Source organism: Paracoccus caeni (genome assembly GCF_016629665.1).
Taxonomy (GTDB): domain Bacteria; phylum Pseudomonadota; class Alphaproteobacteria; order Rhodobacterales; family Rhodobacteraceae; genus Paracoccus; species Paracoccus caeni.
The window spans coordinates 106261-118407 of the sequence record NZ_JAEPRQ010000008.1 but is presented as its reverse complement, the minus strand read 5'-3'; the positions used below and the strand labels follow the sequence as shown (position 1 = coordinate 118407).

Here is a 12147-nt window from a genome sequence, read left to right as displayed (position 1 = left end):
GCCCGGCCCTTCTATTCGGCAATCGCCAGAAGCGCCCGGAACTGCTCGGGCGAGGCGACCAGATCGGACAGCCGATAGCGGTCCAGAGAGCGCATGAACGCCTCGGTCGCCTCCGACAGAAGACGCGGCAGGGTGCAGACCGGCGAAATCAGGCAGCCATCGCAATCGACCAGCTTTTCGTGCCCCTCGGTATGGCGCACGATTTCGCCAAGAGTGATCTGATCGGCGGGCCGGCCCAGACGGATGCCGCCGTTGCGACCGCGCACCGCCTCGACAAAGCCCGCATGGCCCAGGTCGTTCACAACCTTCATCAGATGGTTTTGCGAAATCCCGTAAGCCCCGGCGATGGCGCGGATCGAGGACAGCTCTTCAGGACGCGCCGCAAGGTGAATCATCGTTCGCAGCGCAAAGTCGGTGTAACGGGTCAGCTTCATTTTGTCACATTATATGCATCAAAGATGCATGTATATACCGCCCAATAAGATGCAGATTATATACATGTATAAGGAAGCCGATATGGCCACTCAGCTCTCTGCCGAAACCATCGCCTTGGTGAAGGCGACCGTGCCTGCTCTTGCCGAACACGGCGTTGCGATCACCGAAGCGATGTATCGCCGCCTTTTCCGGGACGAACACATCGCCCGCCTGTTCAACCAGTCGAACCAGAACAGCGGTGCGCAGCGCTTTGCCCTTGCAGGGGCGGTGCTGGCCTATGCGCAGAACATCGACAACCTGCCGGTGCTGACGACGACGGTGGAACGGATTGCGCAGAAACATGTGGGTTATGCGATTCTGCCGGAACATTATCCCTTTGTCGCGACCGCGCTTTTGGGAGCGATCAAGGAAGTGCTGGGCGAGGCCGCCACCGATCCGATCCTTGCCGCATGGGGTGAGGCCTACTGGTTCCTTGCCGAAATCCTGATGAACCGCGAAGCTGTCATCCGTCAGGACCTTGTCGCACAGACCGGCGGCTGGACCGACTGGCGGCGTTTCCTGATCACCGAAAAACGGGCGGAAAGCGATATCATCGTCTCGTTCACCTTGCGCCCGGAAGATGGCGGCCCGGTATTGCGGCACAAGCCGGGACAATATCTGACGCTGCGCTTTGATACGGCTGGCCTGTCGGGTGTGATCCGGAACTATTCGATCTCTTGCGGACCGAACAGCGACCATTACCGCATTACCGTCAAACGAGAGCCGCAGGGCGAGGCGTCAGGCTTTCTCCATGACAGCGCGCGACTGGGCAGTGTGCTGGAAGTGACGGCCCCTGCCGGTGATTTCTGCCTTGCCGACAGTCCCGAAAGGCCGGTCGTGCTGCTGTCGGGAGGCGTCGGGCTGACGCCGATGGTCAGCATGCTGGAAGAGATCGCCGAACGGCACAAAGCCCTGCCCACCTATTTCGTGCATGGCACGGCGGATCGTCACAGCCACGCCCTTGCGGCCCATGTCCGCCATCTTGCGCGGCTTCACGACAATATCGAGGTGGCGACTTTCTACGAACGAAGCGAGCCAGCAGATGCAGCGAATACCGGCTACATCACCATCGACTGGCTGCGTGACAGCGTGCCGCTGGATCAGGCTGATATCTTTCTGTGCGGGCCGAAACCATTCCTGCGGCACTTCGTCCCCAGCCTGATCGCGGCCAATGTCTCACCAGACCGAATCCATTACGAATTCTTTGGTCCGACCGACGAAAATCTGGCCGCTTAGACCGGCCAGAAAGACCAAGCCGAAAAGATCGGGGCGCTGTCCGGCAGCGCCCCGGTCAAACAGTCATTCCACCTGCGCGAAGGCCGCTTCCATCCGCTCGGCGGCGCGGCCCGGCAGCTTCGCCTCTTTCGCGGCATCCAGATTGCCCGAGGCATCGCCGACCTGAATCAGCGCCACCATACCCATCGCGAAATGCGGGGTGCATTTGACGCCATAGATACCCTCTTGGGTGACGGTCAGGATATATTCCTCGTTGATCTTGCTGCGGAAAGGCTCGACGCCTTCTGGCAGCATACCGCGAATGCCTTCGACATTGTGGCTGAGATCGGTGGGAACAAAGCGGATCGTATCGCCCGGCTCGGCCTTGACGAAGCTGGGCTCGAAGACCATCGGCCCGGACTCGCCGGAATTGAGCATCCTGACTTCGTGTTCAGCGGCTGCGGCGAAGCTGGCAGACAGGGCAAGCGCGGCAATGGCCGCAACGATCGATCGCATCATGGTCACTCCTTTTCCGGTTGGGGGAAAAGTGCCGTCAGCGGGGTTTTCCTGCAATTGGACCTTAGTCTAGCCAGCCTGTTCCTGCCTCAGGAAATCCTCCAAGGCCTTGATATCAAGGGGCTTGAACATGATCTCCAACCCCGCCGCCGCGACCGCGCGCAGCGTCTCGGCCGAGCGGTCGGCGGTAATGATCCGCGTCGGGCGCACCCCATGGGCGGCATGCAGCGCCTCGGCCGTCTCAACCCCGGTCATGCCTTCACCAAGCTGCTGATCGATCAGGTAGTAATCCGGCGCGATGCCGATCTCTTTCAACAGCGCCTGCGCCTCGGCCCCGTTCGCGGCCTCCAGCACGTCGATGCCCCGCCCCTCCAGCAACAAGGCAAAGGCGCGGCGCAGTTCCTCGTCATTCTCGACCAGCATGGCGATGCGGTCGCCCGCAATGCCCGTCGCCTCAAAGCGATCTGCCGCGCCATTGGCGACCATCGCCAGGCCGGGATGCGCCGCGACGACCGGCAACTCGACCGCAAAGCAGGTGCCCTGCCCCGGCACCGAGTTCAGCGTCAGCGGATGGTTCAAAAGCCTGCAGGCGCGGTCCACGATGGCAAGGCCCAGCCCGATCCCGTCCGAGGCCGAACTGGCCCGGTTCACGCGGTGAAATTCGCGGAAAATCATCGCCTGATCTTCGGGCGCGATGCCCGGCCCGGTATCGCGAACCTCCAGCCGGATCGTGTCGCCGCGACGCCTTGCCCCGACCAGCACCCGGCCGCTGTCGGTATAGCGGATGGCATTGCTGATCAGGTTCTGCAGGATACGGCGAAGATAGACTGGATCACTGCGGACCGAGGCGGCGCAGGGCAGGATATCCAGCCGCAACCCCTTCTGCGCGGCAACCGGCACGAATTCTTCGGCAAGCTGTGCCAGAAGCCGGGACATCGGCACGGTGGCGATGTCCAGCTCGCTCCCGCCGGTTTCCAGCCGCGAGATGTCCAGCAGCGCGCCAAGAATACCCTCGACGCTGATCAGCGCATTATACGCCTTGTCCAGCGTTTCGCCCTGCGTGCTGCCGCTGGTATCGTCGCGGGCCGCAGCCACGTAAAGTTTCGCTGCAGAAAGGGGTTGCAGCAGATCATGGCTTGCCGCAGCAACAAAGCGGACGCGGGTCGCATTGGCGCGCTCGGCGATGTCCAGTGCGTTGGCCAGTTCCTCGGTTCGCGCCGTGACCCGCGCTTCCAGCGTGGCATTCGACCGCAACATCGAGTGGATCGCCATCCGTTCGCGCGTCACATCGTTCAGGGACAGGACGAACCCACGGTCGGGCATTTCCTGCACGAAACAGTCAAGCATCATGCCGTTTTCATGCCGCATCTCGAAGGAAAGCGGCTGCCGCCGTTCCTTTCCGACCAACCATGATTTCAACGCAGCCCGTGACGCGCCTTCGCCGAAATCGGCGAAACGCGCGATATGGGCCTCGATGGCGTTGAAATGCGTGCCGGGATGCAGCAGCGGCAAGGGCAATTCCAGAAGCAGCACGAAACGGCGGTTCCAGCCAACCAGCCTGGCCGCCGCATCGAAGGTCGCCACGCCCTGATTGATATGCTCCAGCGCCGCCCGCATCATGTCGGATTGCGGGGCAGGCACCGGGACCGGAGGTGCTGCCGGTTCGGGCCTTGTTCCTGCCCACCGTCCCTGTCGCCGCTCACTCATCCGGCTTGAAGGAAGAGAAGCTCAGATCCTGCGCGAAAAGCGCCGCCTGCGTGCGGGTCTGGACGCCCAGCTTGCGCATGATCGCGGTGATATGCGCCTTGACCGTGGTTTCGGCAATCGACAGCTCCCACGCGATCTGCTTGTTCATCAGGCCCGAACTGACCAGTTGCAGGATCTTCGCCTGCTGCGGTGTCAGCAGCGCCAGCCGGGTTAGACTGTCCTCGGACGATGGCAGATCAGAGGTTTTCAGCGCCAGTCGGCTGGCATGGATCTCGCCCCGCGCAATGACCTCGAAGGCTTCGCGGAATTCGTTGCGGTCGGCGTGTTTCGGGACAAAGGCATCCACGCCAGCCTGCAACGCCGCATTGACGATCCGACCCTCGCCCATGGACGAGACGACCACGACAGGCGTGTCCGGCGCGGCCTGACGGATGCGGACGACACCGTCCAGCCCGTTCACATCGGGCAGGTTAAGGTCAAGCACCAGCACATCAGGCAAGGGGTGACGCTTCAGCCAGTCCAACGCGGCTTCCAGGCTGCCGACGGCCTCGACCTGCGACATGCCGAAAGCGCCGCGCAAGGTCATCGACAAAGCGTCGCAGAACAACGGGTGATCATCGACGATCAGCGCCGAGGCAAGCTGCATGGTTCGTGTCGGCCTTTCCATCAGCTGCTGCATACGGTGTTCCTGTCTTCCCTGCCGGTCAACTGGCACGGCGCGTTGATGGGTCCGGTGAACGTCATTCAAATCCAGTTCGTCGAAACCCGCCACGGTTGTGCCAAAACGGCTTTCGATCATTACAGCATCGGTTCTGGGCGGCATCATGGAAATACGACCTTGGTCGCAAATTCATCCCTCTTCCAGCCAGATCCTCCAGCCGCCGGATGCGTTGATCTGCACCGAATAGCGCCCCGGACGGGGGATAGCGTATTGATTGATGCCCACTCCAGCCTGATGGAGATTCTGCACCACCTCCCCCTCGCTGTCGAGAAGATAGACCACCAGCACCGCATCCATGCTTTCGAAATTCAGCATCATCGGCGCGCTGAGATCGAAGGGCGGGGTGATGTAGGTGCCGAAACCCTTGATATCCATGCGGCGATCGCGGACCGGCAGCTTGTCGTAACATTGAAGCCGCGCTGCCGTCTCGGTCTCAAGACGGCAGGCGGCGATACTTGCGGCAAGTTCGCTTTGCTGTGCGCCGGCGGGCAAGGCCGCCAGCACCAGCGCAAGCGTCACCAATCGACCGGACATCCGGTGCAGTTCTCCATATGCACGCCTTCCCAGATGGCATAGGGCGCACTGTTGCCAGCCATCGTCGCTTCTGCGAAATCGGCATTGTAGAACTTGGCTTCCATCAGGTTCGCGCCAATCACCTGCGCCCCGACGAAGCGCGATTTCGGCGCCATCACCGCCTCGAGCGAGGCCGCCGTCAGGTTCGCGCCGGTAAAGTCCGCGCCGGACAGGCGGGCGAAATCAAGATTGGCGCCGGTCAGATCGGCATTGCTGACATCGATGCCCTGAGCCTGCGTCATCGACAAATCCGCGCCGCGCAGATCGGTCCCCGACAGGTTCGCGCCGCGCAGTTCCGCGCCGAACAGATCCGCCCGCAGCATCTTCGCGCCGCTGAAATCGGCGCCGCTGAGGTTCAGACCGCGCAGATTTGCGTGGCTGAGGTCGATGCCGGGGCAGGATGCGCCGGGCTTGATCTCGCAGCCATCGATGAGAAGCGGCCCCTCACGCGGGGTCGGCTCGTCCACGATGATGCGGAATTCGCCGTTGCTGACGGGCTGGTCGGCGGTGATGGCATGGCCGCTGCCGACGGACAGAAAGACCGCAAGGACAGGCAGGATTCTGGACATGGATTTATCTCCGGGGGAAAGAGCGAATTGCCAGAGGCCGGTTGCCCGGCCCCTGGTCTGTCATTGGCCGACCGGCCTTACTGGCTGGACGCCAGCACGTCGTCCGGGATCTCGAACACCCAGAACGAGCCTCCTTGGCTGACCTGCGTGGTCAACTGTGCCATGTCACCGCCCCACAGCGGCACAGCGCCGCCATAGCCCGAGGCGATGCCCAGATATTGCTTGCCGTCCATTTCCCAAGTGACGGGCGACGAGACGATCCCCGAGCCGGTCTGGAACTTCCACAGCTCTTCGCCGGTCTCGGAATTGAAGGCCTTCACGAACCCGTCCGAGGTGCCGGTGAAGACCAGATTGCCGCCGGTCGCCAGCACGCCTGCCCAAAGCGGGAATTCTTCATTATGTTCCCACTTCTTCTCACCCGTGGCCGGGTCAAAGGCCCGCAGCGTGCCGATATGGTCGTCATGCAGCCGCTTGATACGGAAGCCCTGACCCAGATAGGCAGCACCCGCCTGATAGGTCACGTTCTCGGTCCAGTAATCCTCGGTCCAGTTGTTGGCCGGGATGTAGAACAGGCCGGTGTCCTGCGAATAGGCCATCGGGTTCCAGTTCTTGCCGCCAAGGAACGGCGGAGTGACCTGAATGGTGGCACCCTTGTCCTCACCCTCGGCGGGCAGCGGCGGACGCTGGCCCTCGTTCTCGATCGGGCGGCCGGTCTCCAGATCGATGCCGCTGGCCCAGCTGATCTCGTCCACGAAGGGGAAGGCGTTCAGCAGCGCGGTCGGGCGGTTGATCTCGGCATTCTCGCGGTCGCTGAGCGCATCGACATCGGTGACGTAGAAGAAGCCGTTCCGGTCGGCATGGCCACCGGCGCGGTGGGTGTTGCCGTCCTTGTCGGTATAGTCGAACAGGATGATCTCGTTATTCCCCGAGAAGTCCCATGCGTCGTTCGGCGTGTGCTGATAGAAGCCGATCAGCTTGCCGTCGGACGGGTTCACATAGGCCTGACCCGAAGTATAGAGCGAGTCGTAATCCCAGTAATTGTCACCCTGCGAACGGGCCCAGGTGTTCCACGGGGCCGGGTTGCCTGCACCGACGACGATGGTGTTCGTCTCGGGGTCATAGGCTGCCGACTGCCAAGGCGCACCGCCGCCATGGCTCCATGCCTCGACCTTGCTGCCATCGTCGTTGACGGGCCACGAGGGCGCTTCGGGATCGCCGGTCACGATGCTGTCTTCGCCGTTCAGGCGGCCGGTATGGCCTTCCACGAAGGGCAGCATCCAGATTTCCTCGCCGGTATCGACATCGCGGGCGTAAAGCCTGCCGACCACGCCGAACTCATCCCCGGACGAGCCGTGGATCAGCATGACCCGGCCGGTTTCCTTGTCCTGCACGATCGTCGGCGCGCCGGTCATCGTATAGCCGACCTTGTGATCCTCGAACTTCTCGCGCCAGACGACCTTGCCGGTCTCGCGGTCAAGCGCATAGATCGATGCATCCAGCGCCCCGAAGAACACTTTGTCGCCATAGATCGCCGCACCGCGGTTCACCACGTCGCAGCAGGGGCGGATGTCGTCGGGCAGACGTGCCTCGAATTTCCACAGCCGCTCGCCGGTTTTGGCGTCCAGCGCCCACATCCGGCTGTAAGAGCCGGTGACATAGATCACGCCGTCATGGATCAGCGCCTGCGTTTCCTGCCCGCGCTGCTTTTCATCCCCGAACGAGAATGCCCATGCGGGACGCAGAAAGCCCACCGTCTCGGTGTCGATCTGGTTCAACGTGGACCAACGCTGGGCATTGTTGCCAAGGCCATACATCAGCACGTCTTCGGTCGTTTCGTGGTCGTTCAGAATGTCTTCCCACGTCACGTCCTTGACTTCACGTGCCTGAGCGAAGGACAGCGCCCCCGCGCAAACAAGTGCCAGTGTGCTGGCTGTCGTCAGTTTCAGCAATCTGGTCATGGTTGTCTCCTCCATCTCATGAACAGGCCGGACCTGCGCCCGGAGCTTCCTTCAGAGTCCGCCAATCAGTGGCAGTGCCTCTGTCTCGTGATCCGCCCATCGCTGCACGACGGAGCGGAGATATTCCTCGGGGTTGGCGCCAAGCCCGGCAAATTCGGGCACCGGGCCTGCGGACATCGCCTCGATCGGCGACAGGCCAAGCGCCGCCGCCTGATCCAGCCGCGCCCGCGTCGCGGTCAGATAGGCGCGGGTCTGCACCAGTGCCTGATCCGTGCGGTCGAAGGGGCCATGACCCGGCACCGTCCCCGACGGCGCCAGCGCCTGCAATTCGTCCAGCGCGGCGTTCCATGCGGCGAAATCCGCATCCGGCAGGCTTGGCGCGCGGTCCAGAAACAGCAGATCGCCCGCGATCAGCGTGCCGGTTTCTTCGTCAAGGATCGCCAGATCGGCTTGGGTGTGGCCCGACAGCGCGATGAACCGCATCGACCGCCCGCCGATCCGCGCTTCTCCGCCCTGCATCGGACTGTCGCCGGGGCGGGTATTGGTGCCGCGCATCCACGATCCAAGGATCGCGTAAAGCGATTCCGCGAAATCCTGCGCATATTGGGTGCAGGTGGAAATGGTCTCTTCCAGCGCCACGATCCGGCAGTCGTCGAAGGCCGCATTGCCGAACCAGTGATCCGGGTGATGGTGCGTATTCACCACCAGCGCCACCCCGCCCAGCCGCTCCTCGGCAAAGGCGCGGATTTCCTGACCCATGGAAAGGTTGGAGCCGGTATCGACCACAACCGCGCCCTGCGGGGTTTCGATGAAGGCGATATTGACGATGGCACCGCCATTTTCGCGCGAGAAGACCTCGCGCGCGCCCTCGATCATCCAGATGCCGTTTGCCACCTCGACCGGAGCGAAGCCGAAACGGCTGCTGGTGCTGGCAAATGCCGGGATCGGCAGCAGGGTCGCGGCGGCTCCGGCCAGAAGCTGACGGCGTGTGGGGGCGAGGATGTTCATGCCATCGCCTCGACCGTGCCGGTGAAGCTGTTGCCCAGATTGTCCTGCGCGCTGATCGTGACCGGCGCGGCCGCCAGTTCCGGCGGCAGGATGAAGGTCAGCGAGGGGTTTTCCTCCAGCGGCTCGAACAGGTCAAGCGACGCGATCACCTCGCCCGCCGCATCCAGCAGCCGCAATTGCGTCAGGTGATGCGCAGGGATGCCATCGGCCAGTCCGGTATCCTGTGGATGCCGCAGATTCAGCCGCAGCCGCCCGGTATCGGCCCAAATCCGGGCGCGCAATTCGCCGAAACCCTGTTGCCAGTCGGGCCGCGCATGGGCGACGGCAGGCGCGCTGCACCCACCGCCAAGCGCGCTGACCCAGGCAGCCCCAACATGCCAGCCGTCATCCACCCGCGCCGAGGCACGCAGCGCCCCCGCAATTTCGTATTTCACGGCGAATGCCAGAAACGGCTTGGCCCGGCCCGGACGGAAGGTCAGCGCATGGGGGAAGGGGCTGTAGTCGATGGTCACGACGATCTCATCCACCGAACCATCCAGCCCGGTCGCGTCGATCAGGAACGGCACATGACCCGAATCCTCGGCGGCTTTCGGGGCAAGGACGATGGTGGCGGGATCGTTCACCCAGTTCTGCGGATCGCCCAGATACTCGGCCCGGTGCAGCGGCCACATGCCGCTGTCAAAGGCATCGCCTCCGACGGCGGCGGCGCCGGTCGCACCGACGATCAGCGGCTCATCGCCGCCCGCCAGCCTCTGTTGCAGCGTTCCGCCCATCACCTTGTCACTTGGCGATTTCAGCGGCGATCAGGTCAGCCGCCGCAGAGCCGCGGGCCGGATTGACCTCGATCAAATGCGCGGCGCGATGCAGGACCGTCACCGACTGCTCACCACCCGACAGCGCGGCGAAACTGTCGCCTGCGGTGTTCAGCTCTTCGACCAGGGCCGAGACCTCGGCCGGATCGGTGCCTTCGGTGACGCCCTTCACCTTCTCCTGAAATGCTGCCAGCTCGCTTTCGCGGTCCGAGACCTCGTCGGCATCAGGAAGCGTCTCGATATAGACCCGGATCGCCCAGACAGCCTGCGGCGTGAAAATGTCGCCAAAGGGGGGCATCTTCACCGCGCCGTTCTGTTCGTAGCCGTTCATAACCCGGTCGAGATACCATTCATCGCCGAAATCGGTCGCCTCAAGAAACCGCAGATCGGGCGCAAGCCCGCCCGAGATCCCCTCTAGCCCGTGACAACGGGCGCAGTTGCTGTTGTAGCCTTTGGCACCGATCTCGAACGCTTTGATCCGCACATCGTCCTCGGCCTCGCGCCAAGGGTTCTCGACACCTACTTCGGGAAGTTCGGGAAGGCCCGCCGTATTGACCGCCTGCGGCACGGCATCGCCGTGGGAATAGGCCAGACCTGCACACAGGATCAGCGGAAGGGCTAGCATAAGGGGCTTGCGTGACATCGTGGTTCTATGCCTTCTCTCTGCATTGCACGGGGACCGGAAACAGGACTTCAAAATCTTCTGAGAACCCCGGAGGGTAAATTGTCCAATGGTCGTATGCGCGGCTTGACGATCCTTGCACTTGGGCTGCTGTTGGCGTCAGGACTGCCGCCGCTTCACGCCGAAGCCCCTGTTTCTGAAGCCGAAACAGGCTTCAGGATGCATGACTATCGCGCGCCCGTGCCCGCCACCGCACCGGGCGCAACGACCGTCGATTGGGCCGATGTAGAGCGGTTGATCGACGAAAAGGCGCTATTGCTGGACGTGGTCGGGCTGCGCAATTTTCGTATCCGCGCGGACGGCACATGGATCGCAAGCGAGGCGCGCGACAGCCTACCCGGCGCGGTCTGGCTGCCGGTCGTAGGCTGGGGCAAGCTGGAACCGTGGGAAGAAGCCTATCTCACCCAAAGCGTCGAAGAACTGACCGGGAATCGGCGCGACACTCCCATCGTCATTTTCTGCAAGGTCGATTGCTGGCTAAGCTGGAACACCGCCAAGAGGCTCTCGGCGCTTGGCTATTCGCAGCTTTACTGGTTCCCCGACGGCACCGATCTATGGGCGGATTTCGGCAATCCGTTGGCGCGCGTCGAACCTTATCCCGTGGACCCGTCGATCATCCCCGCTCCGCTTGTCACGGGCGAGTGAATCACCCTCGCGCGCAATTTGACCTAGCGTAAACTGTGCGGTTTTCGCGAACATAGAATCCCTGCATCCGATGATTCGTAAAATTTCAGAATGAAATTCAATGTGTTCCGCAAGAATGGCTGGTTCGATTTTACATATTGTCATAAACTGACATTTATATTGACGCTTGAAGCCAATAATGATTTGAGAGTGGCACTGAACCAGCATGCGCCCTGCGCCACTCAAAGGTAGAAGAAAATGAACAAGATCAGGTTTGCTGCAATCGGGACGATCATTCTCGTGCTTGCCGGATGCGCCCAGCCGGGTCCGGGCAATTATTCCAGAACGCCCGGCTACGGCCAAAGCGGCCAGTATTACGGCCAGACCACCAATCGCCCCGCCAATAATGCCGCGCTGAGAACCGTGGGCGGTGCAGGCGCCGGTGCGCTGATCGCCGAGGCGACCGGCGGCTCGAAGACCAAGGGTGCCCTGCTGGGCGCAATTGCGGGCGGATTGTCCTGTCAGGCGACGGGAGGCTGTTACTAGGCTTTCGCATCGGGCGAAGTCGCGTCAATCTGCACCTGCACGACCCGAACATCGGCCCGAGGCAGGGTCGCCAGAAGACGGAAGAGGAATTGGCATGACCAGCAGCCGGCTAGAAAAATCGCAATTGTCGGTGGCCCGCGCCGCGGCACGCCTTTTCCTTGAAAAGGGTTTCGCCGCCACCAGCGGCAGCGATATTGCCGAAGCCGTTGGCATCTCGGAACGCACCGTCTGGCGATATTTCCGCACCAAGGAAAGCTGCGTCGCGCCCTTGTTCGAGTTGTCGAGCAAGCAATATGCCGAGGATCTTCGCGACTGGCCGCGCAGCGCTCCGATTGAAGAGCAGTTCGCCGAACGCTTCGACCTGCACAAGATTTCGCCCGAGGATTCGGCGGACGGCGTGCTGATCGTCAGGCTGATCGCCGCGCTGCCCGAGGAACCGGATCTGCGGACAACCTGGCTTCTGTCCTATGACGAGGGGGTCGAGCCGATGGCCCGGATCATCGGCGACCGGCTTGACCGCTCTCATCGGGAATTCGAGGTCCGCCTTTGCGCCGCCGCCGTCATGGCCGCGATCCGCACCATAGACGAGACAATCAGCATGGCCGCGATCCGCGACGGCCAGCATTTCACCACCGACGAAGTGGTCGTTCAGCTTTCCAGGGCGATCCGCGCCGTCAGTAATCTGCCATTCTGCGATCCCGTCGTGCCAAAGCCCTTCGGCGACACAAGCTCTGCCTAGGCG

General features: G+C 62.5%; 14 protein-coding genes. 4 read left to right on the top strand and 10 right to left on the bottom strand.

The genetic code is table 11. The features are described from left to right. Positions 1-11: 11 nt before the first annotated feature. Positions 12-434 (bottom strand): Rrf2 family transcriptional regulator, encoded by a 423-nt coding sequence (locus JJJ17_RS17215; protein ID WP_200688660.1) that lies wholly within the window; start codon positions 432-434, stop codon positions 12-14. Positions 435-516: 82 nt separating this feature from the next. Between JJJ17_RS17215 and hmpA the strand changes: the two genes are divergently transcribed. Beyond that, positions 517-1710: an NO-inducible flavohemoprotein gene (gene hmpA, locus JJJ17_RS17210; protein WP_200688658.1), complete on the top strand. Its 1194-nt coding sequence runs from the start codon at positions 517-519 to the stop codon at positions 1708-1710. Positions 1711-1773: 63 nt separating this feature from the next. Here hmpA and JJJ17_RS17205 read toward each other — a convergent pair whose 3' ends face one another. The 9 genes from JJJ17_RS17205 to pedF all read right to left on the bottom strand — a co-directional run bounded on the left by JJJ17_RS17205 (position 1774) and on the right by pedF (position 10178). Continuing rightward, on the bottom strand, positions 1774-2208 hold the full coding sequence (locus tag JJJ17_RS17205) for a pseudoazurin (RefSeq protein ID WP_200688656.1): 435 nt from the start codon (positions 2206-2208) through the stop codon (positions 1774-1776). A gap of 66 nt (positions 2209-2274) precedes the next feature. Continuing rightward, positions 2275-3825 (bottom strand): hybrid sensor histidine kinase/response regulator, encoded by a 1551-nt coding sequence (locus tag JJJ17_RS17200; protein ID WP_234464165.1) that lies wholly within the window; start codon positions 3823-3825, stop codon positions 2275-2277. A gap of 79 nt (positions 3826-3904) precedes the next feature. Then, a complete protein-coding gene (locus JJJ17_RS17195) occupies positions 3905-4579 on the bottom strand; it encodes a response regulator (RefSeq protein WP_200688815.1) in 675 nt (224 codons plus the stop codon). Between the two features lie 183 nt (positions 4580-4762). Beyond that, positions 4763-5167: a hypothetical protein gene (locus JJJ17_RS17190; RefSeq protein ID WP_200688645.1), complete on the bottom strand. Its 405-nt coding sequence runs from the start codon at positions 5165-5167 to the stop codon at positions 4763-4765. Then, positions 5149-5775 (bottom strand): pentapeptide repeat-containing protein, encoded by a 627-nt coding sequence (locus JJJ17_RS17185; RefSeq protein WP_200688643.1) that lies wholly within the window; start codon positions 5773-5775, stop codon positions 5149-5151. Before JJJ17_RS17185 ends, JJJ17_RS17190 begins: the two co-directional genes overlap by 19 nt. 77 nt (positions 5776-5852) lie before the next feature. Further along, positions 5853-7733 carry a PQQ-dependent methanol/ethanol family dehydrogenase gene (locus tag JJJ17_RS17180; protein WP_200688638.1) on the bottom strand — a complete coding sequence of 627 codons (1881 nt, stop codon included), beginning with the start codon at positions 7731-7733 and terminating at the stop codon, positions 5853-5855. A 51-nt stretch (positions 7734-7784) separates the two neighbouring features. Next, positions 7785-8741: a quinoprotein relay system zinc metallohydrolase 1 gene (locus tag JJJ17_RS17175; protein WP_200688637.1), complete on the bottom strand. Its 957-nt coding sequence runs from the start codon at positions 8739-8741 to the stop codon at positions 7785-7787. After that, positions 8738-9514 carry a quinoprotein dehydrogenase-associated SoxYZ-like carrier gene (locus JJJ17_RS17170; protein ID WP_200688636.1) on the bottom strand — a complete coding sequence of 259 codons (777 nt, stop codon included), beginning with the start codon at positions 9512-9514 and terminating at the stop codon, positions 8738-8740. Before JJJ17_RS17170 ends, JJJ17_RS17175 begins: the two co-directional genes overlap by 4 nt. Before the next feature lie 7 nt (positions 9515-9521). Beyond that, the gene (gene pedF / locus JJJ17_RS17165; RefSeq protein WP_200688630.1) at positions 9522-10178 is read right to left on the bottom strand and encodes a cytochrome c-550 PedF; all 657 of its coding nucleotides are present in this window, start codon (positions 10176-10178) and stop codon (positions 9522-9524) included. Positions 10179-10205: 27 nt separating this feature from the next. Here pedF and JJJ17_RS17160 point away from each other — a divergent pair, with 27 nt between their 5' ends. From JJJ17_RS17160 to JJJ17_RS17150, 3 genes are all read left to right on the top strand, one after another. Then, complete coding sequence (locus tag JJJ17_RS17160; protein ID WP_325168830.1) at positions 10206-10880, top strand: rhodanese-like domain-containing protein; 675 nt, start codon at positions 10206-10208, stop codon at positions 10878-10880. 237 nt (positions 10881-11117) lie between these two features. Next, positions 11118-11405 (top strand): hypothetical protein, encoded by a 288-nt coding sequence (locus JJJ17_RS17155; protein ID WP_200688615.1) that lies wholly within the window; start codon positions 11118-11120, stop codon positions 11403-11405. A gap of 94 nt (positions 11406-11499) precedes the next feature. Then, the gene (locus JJJ17_RS17150) at positions 11500-12144 is read left to right on the top strand and encodes a TetR/AcrR family transcriptional regulator (RefSeq protein ID WP_200688613.1); all 645 of its coding nucleotides are present in this window, start codon (positions 11500-11502) and stop codon (positions 12142-12144) included. The last annotated feature ends 3 nt before the right edge of the window (positions 12145-12147 follow it).